This window comes from Methylocaldum sp. GT1TLB, from assembly GCF_051027445.1.
In the GTDB taxonomy this organism is placed as follows: domain Bacteria; phylum Pseudomonadota; class Gammaproteobacteria; order Methylococcales; family Methylococcaceae; genus Methylocaldum.
Genome location: NZ_CP194898.1, coordinates 4537211 through 4554629, shown reverse-complemented (window position 1 = coordinate 4554629; position 17419 = coordinate 4537211). Strand labels below are relative to the sequence as shown.

Sequence of the window (17419 nt, the reverse complement as noted above, 5' to 3'; positions counted from 1 at the left end):
CAACCTCCTAAATCTTAAGATTGAATTTGCTCAAGAGTGCATAAAGCGTTGGGCGTGTAATCTCGAGGATTTCAGCCGCTTTGGTGACGTTTTCGCCGGCTTCGCTCAGGGCAGCGCAAATCGCTTGCCGTTCGGCCATGTCGCGAGCCTCCCGCAAACTCCATAAGCGCCGTTTGAATTCGCCCGGTGCAAGCTCCATATCCTTGGCATCAATGAGAGGACCCGAGGCCATCACCACCGCTCTCTTGACCTTATGCTCCAACTCCCGAACATTTCCGGGCCAATGATAGGTTTCCATGGCGGCCAGCGCTCCATCGCTGAAACCGAGGATGTTTGCACGACGCATTTGCTGCGCAAACTTGTCCAGGAAAGCGCGCGCCAAAACCGCCACATCTCCGGTTCTTTCCCTGAGCGGCGGAATGTTGATGATCATTTCGTTGATGCGGAAATAAAGGTCTTCTCGAAACTTCCCTTCACTGATCAGCTTCGAGAGATTTTGGTGGGTGGCGCAAATCAAGCGCACATCGACTTTGATCGGCTGCCGCCCTCCGACCCGCTCGACGACCCGTTCCTGCAGCACGCGCAAGAGCTTCGGTTGTAGCGATAGAGGGATATCGCCGATTTCATCGAGAAAAAAGGTTCCGCCGTCGGCCAATTCGAACTTGCCCTTGGTTTGTTGAGTCGCGCCGGTATACGCCCCCTTCTCGAAACCGAACAGTTCGCTTTCCAATAAGCTATCCGGGATCGCAGCCGCATTGACGGCAACAAAAGGCTTTTTCGAACGCGGGCTCAACGCATGAAGCGCGCGTGCGAGTACCTCCTTGCCGGTACCGCTCTCACCCAACAGCAGCACAGTAATATCGGTCGGCGCCAGACGCTCGATCATGCGACAAACTTCGTGCATCTCGGGACTGGCCGCGATGACGCCTTCCAACGGGTTAGTGATGTGCATCCGCCGAAACTGCCGGTTTTCTTCCTCGAGGCTGTAAAGGCGAAATGCCCGCTCCACCACGAAAGACAAGGTTTCCGGATCGATCGGCTTTTGATAGAAGTCGTAAGCGCCGAGCCCGATGGACTTGACCGGATTGACTTGGTCATCGTTACCGGTAATGACGATGACCTTGGTTGTCGGCGCGATGGACAGAATCTCGCTGAGCACCGCGAAACCCTCGCTCACGCCGCCCGGATCCGGGGGTAATCCGAGATCCAGCGTAACAACCGCCGGTTGATTACGCTTGACCGCCGCGATTGCGGATTCTCGGTCGTCCGCCATCAGAACTTTGTATTGCTCGAAGTTCCAGCGAAGTTGACTTTGTAGCCCAGGATCGTCTTCGACGATCAACAGAGTTTGCTCGCTCAAGCGGAATTCACCTCGTTTAAGGCAAGCTCGTCGGAATTGGAAACGACGGGAATCGAGAAGCTGAACAGCGTGCGCTTGCCCGGTTCGCTTGTCACGCTGAGTTCCCCACCCAAAGAACGTATATATTCGCGGCTCTCGTACGCACCGATGCCCATTCCGGTCACTCCCTTCGTGGTTTCGAAAGGCTTGAACAGGCGAGTACGGATAAACTCTTCGTCCATGCCTCGTCCATTGTCCTCGATTTCAACGGCAGCATGGCCGCTCTTACTCATCTTCATTCGAATATGCACCCGACCGTTCTTGCCGGCGGCATCCTGAGCGTTCTGGATAATATGCTCGAAAGAAGACGCCAGGCGGTCGCGATTGGCTCTAACCAGGATCGACTGCCTAAACATATCACACGTGGGAATTGGCGCCTGAGCCTTCCGCGACTCCAGCACCTCACGAACAAGCGCCCCGAGGTCAATCACCTTTTCCGACTGCGCTGAGCCGGAGTTTTTCAATTGGGACATCAGCCGGCTCATTTTCCCGACCGCATGATCCACCGTTTTGATGGCATCTCGCATAAATTCGGGATTGTTGTGATGTCGCTCCGCATTGCGCACCACCAAGCTTAGTTGCGCGATAAGGTTTTTCAAATCATGGATGATAAAAGCGGAAAGCCGGTTGAAACCTTCGAACTGTCGAGCTTCGGCCAGAGCCCGGCCGGCATCCTCGAGCGCCAGATAGCTTGCAGCCAACCGACTGGAGGTCTTCAATAGGTCTATGACTTCCCAATTCCAGTGTATCGGAGTACGAGGACGAGTCAGCAGCAACAGTCCCGACATACACCGTTTCTGCTGAAATAACGGCACCAGCAACCATGCGTCGGAAGCGGGTTCGAGCCATATAGGCCGGTTGAGTCCGTCATAAGCCTCCGGCATCGTCACCATCTCGGGCAAATTGACGATCCACTCCTTATCTTCCATGTAGCGAATTACCGCATCGCCCCCATCGACCAGAGGGACATCGAGCTCCGGTTCTCCGAAGCTCGCCCGCCAGACTAAATGCCCGTTCGATTCCCGGACCCAAAGCACACCGCTAGGACTCTCCACGGCTTGCCCCAAAGCCACGATTATGCGTTCTTCGAGCGCTAACCCGGAGCCGGTATCCGAGAGCATCGTAATGATTCGAAGCCACTCCTCCCGGTAATCGTAGGCATAGTTAAAGAAATTCTTGCTTAGAAAAACTCTCGTGCGGGCCCGCATCTGCCCCGAAAAAAGCAGCAATGCGAGCAACAAGAACGCCCCGACCAGGAAAACGATTTGCGCGACGGTTCCCCATTCCCCGCCGTAAATCTTGATGTAATATCCGGCAGTCGCCATGAGCAACAAATAAATGCCGGCCCCGAGCAGAGTCGCGGAATGAAAGACGACCTGACGGGAAACGAACACATCCACCGACCACTGCGGGTTACGGGCGGCAGAAACGATGAAGAGGGGAGGCAACAGGGCTGAGACAGCGCCGCGCGCCAGCCATAGATCTGGATTGATGCGCTGGAACAACAAGGCGTCCGAGTAAAGATAAAAGTCGTAGGCGAACATTCCTCCCAACGCGAAACAGAGGAATTTGATCCGCCACCGAAGATCGGTCCGGATATTGCGAAAATATTGTTCGACCAATACCAGACCGATCAAGGCCAAGCCGACGTGGCCGCAGAGCTGAAACGCAGGCTGAAAAACGTCCGGATAATATCGTTCCAACCCCGGAGAAATCCAGACATAAACCACCTGGAACCCTACCGCCAGATGAACGCCCCGATTGATGATTCTCGACGTTGTCGAATTCGAGTCGGCGCCGGCATCTTTAAGCGGGTTGAACAGCTTGCTGAGGAAGAGCAGCCAGACATAGGTGCGGACGATTTCGACCGACCAAACGACTGCCGCGGGGAAAAAGTGAAAGATTTCCTGTATCGCCAGAACGCCGGACCAGGCCGTGGTCACGAATGATGCCAGGACCAGCCAACGTCCGGTAACATTGCCGCGCCAGCTGACGAGCAATAACGCGCTTAAAAAAAGATAAGCGAAGAAACCTGCCAGATAGCTGGCGGCGCCGACAGTCATGCGTCCTCTGCGTTAAATAAGAATGTTCCGCGAATAAGCGTAGTCAGAATATCCGGAACCAACTTTTCTAAGCGGGCATTCAGCGAGCGCCCTTACCCCAAACAACCACTTCGATCGTCTGCAACATAATAAGAAAGTCGAGAAAGAGACTGTAATTCTTGACGTAATACAAGTCGTACTGCAGCTTCTCGATGGCATCCTGATAATTCGACCCATACGGATAACACAGTTGCGCCCAGCCGGTAATGCCCGGCTTCACCCGATGGCGTTCCGAATAATAAGGAATGGTTTCTGCGAACTTTTCTACGAATTCAGGCCGCTCCGGACGAGGTCCGACGAAACTCATTTCACCTTTCAGGACGTTGAACAGCTGCGGCAATTCATCAATGCGAGTCTTTCGGATAAATCGCCCCACCCGGGTGACACGATCGTCGTTCCGTGTTGCCCAGCGCGCTTTGCCGTCTTTTTCGGCATCGGTGCGCATGCTCCTGAACTTTATCACCTTGAACAACCGCCAATTTTTCCCAACGCGCACCTGGTGGTAAAACACCGGCGCACGCCAACCGCTCTCGAGCACAATCGCCAAAGCGGTCAGCAACATGATGGGCCAGCTTACCGCGAGTAAAGCAAGGCTTGCCAATACATCGAATGCGCGCTTGGAAAGCTGCTGAAAGCCGCTGTACCGGAACCCGTCGGAAAAAACCAGCCAACTGGGATGCAGACAGTCGACTCGAATCAGCCCCGCCTCGCGCTCGAAGAAGTGCAAAAGATCCACCACTTCCAGACCATTCATCTTGCAGTCCAAAATCTCGTCTACGGCAAGCCCTCCCCGGCGATCATCCGGCGCGACAACGATCTCATCGATATCGTGCGCGATGGCGAATTCGTTGAGAGGCATTTCCAACGCACATAGGCGGTGAGGTTCTATCCGACTGACATCTCCACCCATTTGCACAAAGCCGATAACACGAAAGCTCGGATTGGACGCTTTGTTTTCGAACTCTTGAATCATGTTCGCGTTGTAACCGGCCCCTAAAACCAACACCCGGCGCCTAAGCTCCTGCCGGTCCACGAACTTTAGAAACAGGAAACGCGAGAACAGCGTTAAAACCAGGGCCGATAGCAATGCATAGCCGAATACGCCTCGCCCCACGAAAATCGTCGGAATGGCATAAAAGACCAAACCCATCAGAACCGTACCGAGCACAAAACTGGCCAATACGCGAAGCAGCAAACCCGCATCGCCTCCGTGCTGTGCTCGTTGATAAAGCCCCATGCCGGTAGTGCTTGCCAGCATGAACGTGCAGAACAGCGCGGACGGATTGGTCAGTTCGATCGCCGAAAGGCTGCTTTGGAAATCCGGAAAAAATCGTAGAACCGACCCCATATAAAAGGCCGAAAAGAAAATACCGCAGTCCAGCAGGAAAATAACGACATAAATGCTTGAAATATAATGGCGAAAAACGCGGATCATAAATCTTGCCGATTCCTAATCAGATAGTTGCTGCCAGAGCGTACGAAGCTGCCTTATTCCGACAGAGCTACGGGATGAGAATCGGCCGATCAATTTCGAAGAAAAATTGTATCGAGGTCATACTCAAGCAATGTTCAAGACTGCGATTGCGCGGCAAATCAGTGCTGGCTTACTCGATGAATATCGAGTGAACTGTTCTTATTTATGCTCGCCCCCTAGCGCACGGATTTCTCTTATGCCTCAACACTCACCCCAAAGACGAATGCACTCGAGACTAGTCCGGGCTACGCTCGGCGGAGACCTTAAAGTGCATTTGTCTCCGCGATCTTCCAAACCCCAAGTCGACAAGCCGATAGATATTCGGCTTGCGGTCGTAATCGGGCCACAACTTTAACACATTCGCTTCGTACTAAAAGCGCACCTGATTTTGGATTTTTCATTCAGGAATTCGAGCTTACGATGCATGCCGGCCTTTTAAGGCTACCGCTCGGAAACGATGCTTACCGCAAACGGCCGAACAAGAACAATACGTCAACGTCGCCAGTCATTTCCCAATTTCATCTGCATCCCCACAATGCAGGGCGCTTATCGAACGACTCGAAAAACTTCCCGCTTCGATGACCGTCCTTTAGAATTGAAGGCGACATTGCGTTATCGGCGTCGCAAACAGTTCCGTCTTTCATGAAATCGTCTCGCTTTAAATCCGATACCGGCCGACCATGGGACTGAATGCGCGTTGTCAAGGCTTAGTCGTCACAAGACTCCCAAAATATAATCTAAGCTTTCGCTGAATTTCCATGATTTCTCACTCATTTGGAGGCATGATGCGCTCGCTCGCTGAAACGAAGATCGGCATAATCGGACTGGGCTATGTAGGACTTCCGCTCGCTGTGGAATTCGGCAAGCACTTCGATACCGTAGGCCTGGATATCAACGCCCAGCGCATTGCGGAATTGAAAGACGGACTCGACCGATCGCTCGAAGTCGACGCCGAAGAACTCGCCAGCGTAAAACGACTGAGCTATACGGCCAATCCCGCCGATCTCTTGAGCTGCAACGTCTATATCGTTACCGTCCCGACCCCCATTGACGAACACAAACGTCCGGATCTGACTCCCCTGGAAAAAGCCAGCGACACGGTCGGCAAGCTTCTCTCGAAAGGCGATATTGTCATTTACGAATCCACGGTTTATCCGGGAGCAACCGAAGAAGTCTGCGTACCGATCCTGGAGGCTCGATCGGGATTGAGCTTCAACCGGGATTTCTACTGCGGTTACAGCCCCGAACGCATCAATCCCGGCGATAAGGAACACCGCGTGACCACCATCAAGAAAGTCACGTCGGGCTCGACCTCGGAAGTCGCCGACTTCGTCGACGAGCTTTACCGAAAAATCATCACGGCCGGCACTCACAAAGCCAGCAGCATCAAAGTCGCCGAGGCGGCGAAAGTCATCGAGAACACGCAGAGAGACGTGAACATCGCGCTCATCAACGAGTTGGCGATCTTGTTCAACAAGTTGGGCTTGAACACGTTAGAGGTTCTCGAGGCCGCCGGAAGCAAGTGGAACTTTCTTCCCTTCCGTCCAGGTCTGGTCGGCGGGCACTGTATCGGTGTCGACCCGTATTACCTGACCCATAAAGCCCAAGAAATCGGGCATCACCCCGAAATCATCCTGGCCGGTCGCCGCATCAACGACGGCATGGGCGAGTATGTCGCCAGTCGATTGGTCAAACTAATGACTCGGAGGCGCCTTCAAGTCTGTCAATCAAACATTCTCATCATGGGATTGACCTTCAAGGAAAATTGCCCCGACATTCGGAACACACGGGTAACGGACATCATCAAAGAACTTGAGAGCTACAATGCTCGGGTCGATGTTTACGATACGTGGGCGAATCCCGAGGAAGTCAAGGAAGAATACGGCATCGATCTCGTCAGGGAGCTTCCGGCCGGAAAGTACGATGCCGTCGTGATTGCCGTCGCCCACCGGGAATTCAAAGCCATGGGCGTCCAAGCCATTCGGGCGTTGGCAAAACCCGACGGCGTCTTGTTCGATGTCAAGTACGCACTGCCCCACGACATCGTAGATGATTACTTATAATTCACAGGGACATCGCCAATGAAAGTATTGGTCACAGGAACGGCGGGATTTATCGGCGCGGCGCTGGCGCAGGTGCTATTGGCACGCGGGGACGAGGTTATCGGCATTGATAACGTCAACGATTACTACGATGTCGGTCTCAAGGAAGCGCGGCTCGCCCGGCTCAAAAGTCACCCCGGCTTCACGGAAATCCGCATCGCCCTGGAAGACCGCGAGCGTCTGAATCAGGCGTTTGCGGATCACCGGCCGCAGCGCGTGGTGAATCTTGCCGCTCAAGCCGGGGTGAGATATTCGCTGACGCATCCTCATGCATACATCGATGCGAATCTGGTGGGTTTCTGCAATATGTTGGAGGCGTGCCGGCATCACGAGATCGAGCACCTAGTCTATGCCTCGTCCAGCTCCGTTTACGGTGCCAATACCGCCATGCCGTTTTCGGTCCACCACAACGTCGACCACCCGGTGAGCCTGTACGCGGCCACGAAGAAAGCCAACGAACTGATGGCGCACACTTACAGCCACCTCTATGGCTTGCCTACCACCGGCCTGCGCTTTTTCACCGTGTACGGCCCTTGGGGCCGCCCGGACATGGCTTTGTTCATGTTCACCCGGAACATCCTGGCCGGTAAGCCGATAGACGTCTTCAATTTCGGACATCACCGCCGCGACTTCACCTATATCGACGATATTGTGGAAGGCGTAGTCAGAGTTCTTGACAACATCGCGGCGCCCAACCCGAATTGGAACGGCGACCACCCCGATCCCGGCACCAGCAAGGCGCCGTACCGCCTTTATAATATCGGCAATCACCAGCCGGTCGAACTCATGCGTTTTATCGAAGTTCTGGAGGATTGCCTCGGCAAGAAAGCCGAAAAAAACCTTCTTCCCATGCAAAGCGGCGATGTACCCGACACCTACGCGGATGTGGACGATCTTATCCGTGATGTAGACTATCGGCCGGCAACGCCCATAGAAACCGGGATTTCCAATTTTGTCGGGTGGTACAAAGATTACTATCGTGTGTCCTAGCCGGGCGATGAGGAAAACAGACCCTGAATCGCATTTCCGAAGCGGACACCCATTGGAATGTGAGAGTCTGTGCACTGGCGCCCGGCAAAATCGTCGACTTGCCTCTCATCTCATTTGCGATCCGTCTATCGCTCCATCTGAATGCTGAATTTCCGCAATGCGCAGGTGCCGATACTAGGCTTTGCAGCTTTCAGCGGCACCGGCAAGACCACGCTTTTAAAGAAGATCATCCCGCTGCTCCGATTGAACGAGCTTAGCGTCGGACTTATCAAGCACAGTCATCACAGCTTCGAAATAGATTATCCCGGCAAAGACAGCTACGAGTTGCGGAGGGCCGGAGCAAACCCGGTCATGCTGAGTTCGTCGCACCGCCGCGCCATCATCACGGAACACCGGGTAATCCGAGAACCGACGCTAGCCGAGGAACTGGCCTATTTCGACCAGACCGGCCTGGACCTGATCTTGGTGGAAGGATTCAAGCGAGAACGCTTCCCGAAAATCGAGTTGCACCGTCCTGCTCTCGGCAAACCTCTTTTGTTTCCCGCCGACGACACCATCATCGCGATCGCAACGGACGCCGAACCGGCGGTTGAGCCCAACATACCGAGACTCGATATCAACGATCCGGAACAAATTACCCGTTTCATTTACCAGGAATTTCTTGCCCATGCGCGAGTGTGATTGCTGCTCCGAGAAACAGTCGCAACCCTTGGCATTGGACGAAGCGCTGAATCGGATGCTCAATGCCATATCGCCCGCGGCGGGAATCGAACAGATCCCTTTGAAACAGGCGCTCGGCCGTATCTTGGCGGAAACGGTCTACGCATCGACCGACCTTCCTCCTTTTTCCAGCTCGGCTATGGATGGCTACGCGTTAAGAGCCGATGAAATCCAGGAAACACCCGTGCTTCGCGTCGTCGGTACCGCTTGGGCAGGCCAGCCTCATTCGGCTCCGATCTCGGCCGGGGAGTGCGTGCGGATTTTCACCGGCGCCGCGCTCCCGGAAGGCGCCGATGCCGTGATCATGCAGGAGCACGCGCACCGCGACGGGGATCGAATTCGAGTCACCGAAAAAACCAAGCCGGGCGAATGCATTCGGTCTCGCGGGGAAGAAATAAAATCCGGCGACCGGCTTCTTGACGAGGGACAACGTCTCGGCCCCGCCGAATTGGGACTATTGGCGTCGATCGGCAGTCCCTCGGTTTCCGTCCGCCGCAAACCGCGCGTCGCTTTTTTTTCCACCGGCGACGAGCTCCGCCCTATCACCGAACCGCTGGCATTCGGCGAAATTCATGACAGCAACCGTTATGTGCTGGATGCATTGTTAGCCGGGTTGGGGGTCGAAACGATCGATATGGGCGTGACGGGAGATAACAAGGAAGAAATCCAACGCGTTCTGCTGGAAGCATCGAACCAAGCCGATGCCGTCATCACCTCCGGTGGCGCCTCGGTGGGCGATGCCGATTTCATCACTGAAGTCGTAAAAGAAATCGGCCACATCGATTTCTGGAAAGTCGCCATCAAACCCGGAAAGCCCTTCGTTTTCGGCCGGATCAATTCGAGCTTTTTTTTCGGTTTGCCGGGAAATCCGGTATCCATGATGGTGACGTTTCAACAACTGGCTCGCCCCGCACTGCTGCGCCTGATGGGCGCATCGATCGTCGAACCCTTGCGGCTCCGGGCCGTTTGCACCAATCGTCTTCATAAACAGCCCGGGCGACTGGAATTCCAGCGCGGCATTTATCGCCGCGACCCGAACGGCATCTTCACCGTGACCGGCCTGGGCGGTCAAAGCGCTTCACAGATGACCTCCATGAGTTCGGCCAACTGCTTCATCGTTCTTCCCGTCGAAAACGCGGGAATCGAAGCCGGCCAAACCGTGGACGTAGAACCTTTTCACGGCTTCCATCAAGCGATCGGATCCTGAGAAGCGCGCCGTTCACCATGATCACAAACCCCACCAATCCACCAACGAGGAGCACGATATGGAAAGAAAAGGCGTTTTAGTCACGGGCGGTGCCGGTTATATCGGCAGCCATTTGGTCAAGCAATTGGGTGAAATGGGGGAACGCCTGGTGGTGCTCGACAATCTCTCCACCGGCTTCAAGGAAGCCGTGCTGTATGGAGATTTCGTCGAGGGCGATACGGGCGACACGAACTTGGTATCGCGAATTTTGCGCGACTACGAGGTCGATTCGGTACTTCACTTCGCCGCCCACACCATCGTTCCGGAGTCCGTATCCGATCCGCTGAAATATTACGGCAACAATACCTGCAAGACGCGCAATCTACTGGAATGTGCCCGCGATGCCGGCGTTAAACATTTCATTTTCTCTTCGACCGCCGCCGTATACGGCATTCCTAACGAACCCTACGCATCCGAGTCGTCGCCGACCGCACCGATCAATCCCTACGGCGCATCGAAGCTGATGAGCGAGTGGATGCTTCGGGACCTCTCGGCGGCAACGGACCTGAAACATGTCATCCTGCGGTATTTCAACGTGGCCGGTTCCGATCCGGAAGGCAGGATCGGCCAATCGACCCGCAAAGCGACCTTGCTGATCAAGGTCGCGGCGGAAGTAGCCGTCGGCAAGCGGGAAAAATTATGCGTTTTCGGTACCGACTACCCGACCGAGGACGGCACCGGTGTGCGGGATTACATTCACGTCAGCGATCTCGCCGACGCTCATATTCAAGCCTTGACCTATTTGCGCAACGGCGGCGACTCGGCCACGCTGAATTGCGGCTACGGACACGGCTATAGTGTCCGAGAGGTCATCAACGCGGTGAATCGAGTAAACGGAAAGCCGATCACGGTGGAGGAAATGCCAAGGCGTCCCGGGGATCCGCCTCAGTTGGTGGCGGCGGTCGGAAAGATCCGGGAATTGCTCGACTGGACACCGCGCTACGACGACCTGCCGTTCATCGTAAAGACGTCCCTGGACTGGGAAAAGAAACTTATCGAACATCCTTGGGGCAATTAGAAGCAACTTGGGCTTGAATACCCTAAACACCGATATTCCCCGCTCCGTTCTACTCTATTGCCGCGGCGGATTTGAAAAGGAATGCGCCGCCGAAATTTTGGAGCGAACCGGCGAACTCGGGGTATCCGGCTATGTAAAGGCGAAGCCCGACAGCGGCTTCGTGGCATTCATACCGCATGCCACCGAAGCCGTTTCGCTACACGACAGAGGTCTTCGGCTCAAAGATCTAATCTTTGCACGGCAACTGGTTTTTGCGTTGGGTCCCTTTACCGAGCTTCCCGTCGCCGATCGCACGCAGCCCTTGCTGCAAGCGGCCCGGCACTTGGGAGACCGGTTTTCAGAGGCATTCCTCGAAACCGCGGACACCAACGAAGCAAAATCGCTCGCGGTCTTCTTGCGCAAATTCGCAGCACCCTTCGATCGCGCATTTAAAGACAGCGGATTGCTCGGCAGCCCATCAGATCCCCGCCTGCACCTCTTTTTTCTTAGCTCTATCGCCGCCTATGTCGGTATTTCGATACCCGGCAACTCTTGTCCCTGGTTAATGGGCATTCCCCGCCTGAAATTTCCCCGCGGTGCACCAAGCCGATCCACGCTCAAGCTGGAAGAAGCCTTTCTGACTTTTCTCGACGATCCGAAAGAGAGCCTTAGCCCCGGCATGACGGCGGTCGATCTCGGTGCAGCACCGGGCGGCTGGACTTTTCAGTTGGTCAAGCACCATATCAAAGTCACCGCGGTCGATAACGGAAAACTCGAACCCGCCTTGCTGGACACCGGTCTGGTGGAACACCTGCGGATGGACGCATTTCGTTATCGTCCTCCCAAGCCGGTAGACTGGCTGGTTTGCGACGTGGTGGAACAGCCTGCCAGAATCGCTGCCCTGATCGGCGAGTGGACTGCTCTGGGCTTATGCCGAAGAGCCATATTCAACCTGAAGCTGCCGATGAATAAGCGTTACGAAGAGGTCAAGCGCTGTCGCGAAATCATCGAAGCACGATTAGGAAGAACACTTAACGATTATTCTCTCGCGTTCAAGCAGCTCTACCATGATCGGGCCGAAATTACTGGCTACATTTCGCGGCATATCCGATGAAAACTGGATTTTCCCATTTGGCGCTTAGGGATGGCAGACCGTGGCGCACGAGCTTTCATGCGCCGGAATGAGTTGATAGAATGCGGGACGGAGACATCTCCGCCGTCGATAACCCCGATCACCCAGCACGATGACCAATTTCTTCGATACCGACAACTTGCATCAGCATATTTCCAAGCAGTATGACCACGAGCTGCTGGACATCCGCAATCGGGTGCTCACCCTGGGCGGGCTGGTCGAGGAACAAGTCGAGTCGGCCGTAACCGCACTCGTGAATAACGATGTAGAGCTGGCCGAACGTGTCATCACCGACGACTACAAGGTTAATTCCCTGGAAGTTTCGATTGATGAGGAATGCACTCAAATCATCGCCCTACGCCAACCCACCGCCCGCGACTTGCGGTTAGTGGTAGCGGTCATCAAAACCATTACCGACCTCGAGCGGATCGGGGACGAAGCCAAGCGCATCGCCCGGCTGTCTATCGATCTTGCCAGCCATTATCCGAAGAAGAACCAGTTGACCGAGGTCGAGCAACTGGCGAAACATGTGCGCGGATTGCTTCGAGAGGCGTTGGACTCTTTCGCGCGCATGGACGTCGATGAGGCCTTGCGCGTCGTTCAGGAAGACAGGATGGTGGATCGGGAATACGAAAGCATCATGCGCCAGCAGATCACGTATATGATGGAAGATCCCCGAGCCATTCCGGTGTCGCTCGATATCATGTGGTCGGCCCGGTCGCTGGAGCGCATTGGTGACCGCTCCTGTAACATTTGCGAATACGTTATTTACTATGCCAAAGGCAAGAATATCCGGCACATCAGTATCGAGCAGGTGGAGAAAGACTTGCGGGAAGCCTGATGTCATCGCCTTGGACTTCAAGGATTTTGGATTCCCTTCCATCAGCGAAGATTGAACTCGCCAGGATCGTCATGGATTTGATCGCAAGCGTGTAATGGGCCATATCCATTAGATTTTCCGAGCTACTTATACCAACCATCCCCTGCGATCCCAACTCCCCTAATCCATGAACCGCTACAAACTAGCGAAATTGCTGTTGTTAGGGATTTTCTGTTCCTTCTCTGCCTGGGGGCTCGAACCGTTCGTGATCGAAGACATACGTGTCGAGGGGTTGCAGAGAGTTTCAGCCGGTACTGTGTTCAATTACCTCCCGGTCAAAGTCGGCGACCTTTTCGACCAGCGGCAGTCGGCGGAATCCATCAAAGCCTTGTTCAAGACGGGCTTCTTCAGGGATGTTCGACTGGAACAGGACGGAAACGTCTTGGTCGTCGTCGTCGACGAGCGTCCTTCCATCGCGAATGTGAAGATCGAAGGCAACAAGGACATCAGCACGGAAGACCTCACAAAAGCCTTAAAAGGCGTAGGACTTTCCGAAGGAAAAGTATTCGATCGCCAAATCCTCGATAAAGTCGAACAGGAACTCCGCCGACAGTATTACAGCCGCGGAAAATACGGGCTGAAAATCGATTCGGTTGTGACCGACCTTCCGCGCAACCGAGTCTCGGTCAACATCAAGATTTCCGAAGGTAAGGTCGCCAAGATCAAACAGATCAATATCGTCGGCAACAATACCTTTGACGATGAAGAGCTCCTGGAACAATTCGAGCTCAGCACGCCGAACCTGCTTTCGTTCTACACCAAGAACGACCAATACTCGAAGCAAAAACTCTCCGCCGACCTGGAGCGTTTGCGATCGTATTATTTGGACAGGGGCTACATCAACTTCGAAATCGAGTCCACCCAAGTTTCCATTACGCCCGACAAGAAAGAAATCTATATTACGATCAATGTCAAAGAGGGCGAGGTCTACTCGGTCAACGAAGTCAAACTGACAGGCAAACTGATCGTTCCGCCCGAAGAGTTGACACCACTGGTCAAGATCGGCCCGAGCGATACCTTCTCGCGCAAGCTGGCTACGGAAACCTCCAAGGCAATATCCGATCGCTTGGGCGATGAAGGGTATATATTTGCGAACGTCAACATGGTGCCCGACATCAATGAGGCGCAAAAAACCGTTTCGATTACCTTCTTCGTCGATCCCGGCAAACAGGTTTATGTTCGCCGCGTCAATTTTCACGGCAACACCAAGACACGGGACGAAGTACTGCGGCGCGAAATGCGCCAAATGGAGGCGGCTTGGGCTTCCACCAGCAAGATCGAGCGATCCAAAACCCGACTGGAGCGGCTGGGCTATTTCCAGGAGGTCAACGTCGAAACGCCGGCCGTCGCCGGAACCACCGACCAGATAGACGTCAATTACAATGTCGTGGAAAAACCGTCCGGTAACCTGATGGCGGGCGTCGGCTTTTCCCAGGCGCAAGGCATCATTTTTAATGCCAACATTACTCAGGACAATGTCTTCGGCACCGGCAAAAGGATCAATTTCACATTCAACAACAGCAGCGTCAATACGATTTATCGACTCGGTTATTTCAATCCGTACATGACCCTGGACGGCATCAGCAGCGGTTTCGATCTCAGCTACAGAAACACCGATGCGTCGCGAATGTACCTTGCTCGTTACAACACCGACGTCGCCTCCGCGGGGGCCAACCTCGGTATTCCGCTGAACGAATTCGACAGTCTGCGCTTCAACCTGGATCTTGAACACACGAAGCTCGATGCCGCATCCAGATCGTCGCAGGAGATTCTCGACTTTATCGAAGAAAACGGCGACAAGTACAACACCTTGACGATGGCGGCCGGCTGGGTTCACGACACCCTGAACCGAGCCATCTTTCCGACGAAGGGTGGATCCCAGCGCCTTTCAATACTGGCATCGGTGCCTATCAGCGACCTGAATTACTATAAAGCCAGCTATAAGCTTCAGCACTATTTCCCGATCGCGAAGGATCTGACCTTCATGCTGGAGGGTGAAATCGCTTATGGCGATGGTTACGGCGATACCGGAAGCCTGCCGTTTTTCGAACATTATTTCGCGGGAGGTCCTCAGTCTGTCCGGGGCTTTCGACCCAATACACTGGGTCCGCTCACCAAGCCCAACAACCAGGGGCTCGGCGGCAACCTCCCTTTCGGGGGATCGAGCAAATTGGTCGGCACCGCCGAACTCTTCTTCCCGGTGCCCTTCATGCAAGACAGCAAGAACCTCCGTCTGGGGACATTCATCGATGCCGGCAATGTTTTTGACGGTACCTATGATTTAGGTGAAATCCGCTACTCCGCGGGACTTTCGGCCAAGTGGCTGTCACCTTTCGGCGCTTTGGGTTTCAGTATCGCGCAACCTATAAACGCTAGTGGCAGAGACGATGTTCAAAACTTTCAGTTCTCGTTCGGCTCCGGATTCTGACGATCCCGCCACGGCACAAGACGATGTCGAGAGTCGCTGGGCGCTGAACAGTTCTTGTATAATCCGTGAGAGACAACTCGGCGAATTTCAATTCCAAGACTATTAAGCTTCAATATTTCTTCCATCAATAACCTTTCCATTAACCGAATTTTCGAAGTGAGACTTAGAACATGTTAAAGAAAAGCATTGGTTTTGCACTGCTTGGCTTATTGGCGAGCATGAGCCTTGAGGCCGCCGAACTCAAAATTGGATTTGTCAATGTCGCTCGGTTATTGGAAAAGGCACCGCAGGCGGAAAAAGCCAAGAAAGAGCTGGAACGGGAATTTGCACCGCGCGACAAGAAACTGGTTACCGAGCAGAAAGCGATCAAATCGATGGAAGAAAAACTCGCCAAGGATGCCGCGATAATGAGCGATTCCGAACGGCAAAAAATGGATAAAGAAATCATCAGCCGTAAGCGCGAAGCCAAGCGCTTGCAAGACGAGTTTCGAGAAGATTTTAATCTCCGCCGTAACGAAGAATTGACCCAATTGCAGAAAGAGATCTTCGAAGCCATTCAATCCCTGGCCAAGGACGAGAGCTTTGACCTCCTTTTGACGGATGGGGTGGTATTTGCCAGCGAAACGGTTGACGTGACCAGCAAGGTCGAGAAAAAACTCAGAGATAGCTATAAAAATTAATTCGGCTGAGCTGTAATCTCATCCATACCCGAAAAAGGAAAAGCGCCTTTGGATATTCAAAAAATAAAAGAGTATCTACCTCATCGATATCCTTTTCTTCTTGTGGACAGGGTTCTTGAGGTAGATCCCGGCAAGCGGCTCTTGGCTTTCAAGAATGTGACCTATAACGAACCTTTTTTTACTGGACATTTCCCGGAACTGCCCATCATGCCCGGGGTTTTGATTATCGAGGCGCTAGCTCAGACGACCGGCCTGCTTGCATCGGAAACCGCACCGGATGTCTTGGGAAAAGGGATGGTTTACTACCTTGTCGGCCTGGACAAGGTTCGTTTTAAGCGCCCGGTCGTTCCAGGCGACCGTCTGATGCTGGAAGCGACTTATCTGCGTCACAAGCGGAATATCTGGGCGTTTTCCTGCCGTGCCGAGGTCGACGGGGAATTCGTAGCCAGTGCGGAAATCATGTGTGCGGCGGCGGAGCAGGAGTCTTGATTCATCCCACAGCTATTATCGATCCTTCCTGTGAGCTAGCGAACGACGTCCGTGTAGGAGCCTACGCGATCATCGGACCCGATGTCCGAATCGACTCCGGCACCGAAATTGGTCCTCATGCGGTTATCAAAGGGCCGACCCGTATCGGAAAACATAACCGGATCTTTCAGTTCGCTTCCGTGGGGGAAGACCCACAAGACAAAAAGTATCATGGTGAAGTCACCTATCTCGATATCGGCGATCGCAACGTCATTCGCGAGTACGTCACGATTCATCGCGGCACTGTTCAAGATCAAGGAACTACCCGTATCGGTGATGACAATTTGCTGATGGCATACACCCATGTCGCTCATGACTGCGTCATAGGCAGCCATGTCATCATGGCCAATGCCGCTTCGCTCGCGGGCCATGTCCGCGTGGACGACTACGCCATATTGGGTGGCTTTTCGCTGGTACACCAATTTTGCAAGATCGGGCAACACAGCTTTTCCGCCATGGGCAGCGTCATTACGCGCGACATTCTGCCTTATGTCATGGTTGGTGGCTGCCCCACGAAACCCCACGGGATCAATACGGTGGGACTGGAGAGACAAGGTTTTAATCCCGAATCGATTCGGCAGATTCGCAAAGCCTACAAGACTGTGTACAAGTCCCGGCTAAAACTCGACGAGGCAATCCAGCAACTCGACGAGATGACTTCCGAAACGCCCGAGATTCAAAAAATGGTGGACTTCCTCAAGCAAACCGGCCGGAGCATCATCCGCTGATAGACGGCGGATA

General features: G+C 54.0%; 14 protein-coding genes. 11 read left to right on the top strand and 3 right to left on the bottom strand.

Going from position 1 to position 17419, the window contains the following annotated elements:
• Positions 1–7: 7 nt before the first annotated feature.
• The 3 genes from prsR to ACR2R1_RS20055 all read right to left on the bottom strand — a co-directional run bounded on the left by prsR (position 8) and on the right by ACR2R1_RS20055 (position 4936).
• Positions 8–1360, bottom strand: a complete 1353-nt coding sequence (gene prsR, locus ACR2R1_RS20065) for a PEP-CTERM-box response regulator transcription factor (RefSeq protein WP_205780766.1) — start codon at positions 1358–1360, stop codon at positions 8–10.
• Positions 1357–3462, bottom strand: a complete 2106-nt coding sequence (gene prsK / locus ACR2R1_RS20060) for an XrtA/PEP-CTERM system histidine kinase PrsK (protein ID WP_077730394.1) — start codon at positions 3460–3462, stop codon at positions 1357–1359. Before prsK ends, prsR begins: the two co-directional genes overlap by 4 nt.
• Positions 3463–3541: 79 nt before the next feature.
• Positions 3542–4936, bottom strand: coding sequence for a TIGR03013 family XrtA/PEP-CTERM system glycosyltransferase (locus ACR2R1_RS20055; protein ID WP_077730393.1), 1395 nt, complete (start codon positions 4934–4936; stop codon positions 3542–3544).
• Between the two features lie 821 nt (positions 4937–5757).
• Between ACR2R1_RS20055 and tviB the strand changes: the two genes are divergently transcribed.
• The 11 genes from tviB to lpxA all read left to right on the top strand — a co-directional run bounded on the left by tviB (position 5758) and on the right by lpxA (position 17406).
• Positions 5758–7038, top strand: a complete 1281-nt coding sequence (gene tviB, locus ACR2R1_RS20050) for a Vi polysaccharide biosynthesis UDP-N-acetylglucosamine C-6 dehydrogenase TviB (protein WP_276205393.1) — start codon at positions 5758–5760, stop codon at positions 7036–7038.
• Positions 7039–7056: 18 nt separating this feature from the next.
• Positions 7057–8067 (top strand): NAD-dependent epimerase, encoded by a 1011-nt coding sequence (locus tag ACR2R1_RS20045; protein WP_077730391.1) that lies wholly within the window; start codon positions 7057–7059, stop codon positions 8065–8067.
• 141 nt (positions 8068–8208) lie between these two features.
• The gene (gene mobB, locus ACR2R1_RS20040; RefSeq protein ID WP_086134981.1) at positions 8209–8748 is read left to right on the top strand and encodes a molybdopterin-guanine dinucleotide biosynthesis protein B; all 540 of its coding nucleotides are present in this window, start codon (positions 8209–8211) and stop codon (positions 8746–8748) included.
• On the top strand, positions 8735–9994 hold the full coding sequence (moeA, locus tag ACR2R1_RS20035; protein ID WP_434111640.1) for a molybdopterin molybdotransferase MoeA: 1260 nt from the start codon (positions 8735–8737) through the stop codon (positions 9992–9994). The genes mobB and moeA overlap by 14 nt, the downstream gene beginning before the upstream one ends.
• A 58-nt stretch (positions 9995–10052) precedes the next feature.
• Positions 10053–11051, top strand: a complete 999-nt coding sequence (gene galE / locus ACR2R1_RS20030) for a UDP-glucose 4-epimerase GalE (protein WP_347257269.1) — start codon at positions 10053–10055, stop codon at positions 11049–11051.
• 13 nt (positions 11052–11064) lie between these two features.
• On the top strand, positions 11065–12144 hold the full coding sequence (gene rlmM, locus ACR2R1_RS20025; protein ID WP_240507086.1) for a 23S rRNA (cytidine(2498)-2'-O)-methyltransferase RlmM: 1080 nt from the start codon (positions 11065–11067) through the stop codon (positions 12142–12144).
• Between the two features lie 130 nt (positions 12145–12274).
• A complete protein-coding gene (phoU, locus tag ACR2R1_RS20020; RefSeq protein ID WP_077730387.1) occupies positions 12275–13003 on the top strand; it encodes a phosphate signaling complex protein PhoU in 729 nt (242 codons plus the stop codon).
• Between the two features lie 166 nt (positions 13004–13169).
• Complete coding sequence (gene bamA, locus ACR2R1_RS20015; protein WP_077730386.1) at positions 13170–15470, top strand: outer membrane protein assembly factor BamA; 2301 nt, start codon at positions 13170–13172, stop codon at positions 15468–15470.
• 170 nt (positions 15471–15640) lie between these two features.
• Positions 15641–16150: an OmpH family outer membrane protein gene (locus ACR2R1_RS20010; RefSeq protein ID WP_077730385.1), complete on the top strand. Its 510-nt coding sequence runs from the start codon at positions 15641–15643 to the stop codon at positions 16148–16150.
• A 48-nt stretch (positions 16151–16198) separates the two neighbouring features.
• Positions 16199–16639 (top strand): 3-hydroxyacyl-ACP dehydratase FabZ, encoded by a 441-nt coding sequence (gene fabZ, locus ACR2R1_RS20005; RefSeq protein ID WP_077730384.1) that lies wholly within the window; start codon positions 16199–16201, stop codon positions 16637–16639.
• Entirely contained in the window at positions 16636–17406 is a 771-nt protein-coding gene (gene lpxA / locus ACR2R1_RS20000; RefSeq protein ID WP_086134984.1) for an acyl-ACP--UDP-N-acetylglucosamine O-acyltransferase, read from the top strand. Before fabZ ends, lpxA begins: the two co-directional genes overlap by 4 nt.
• Positions 17407–17419: the final 13 nt, after the last annotated feature.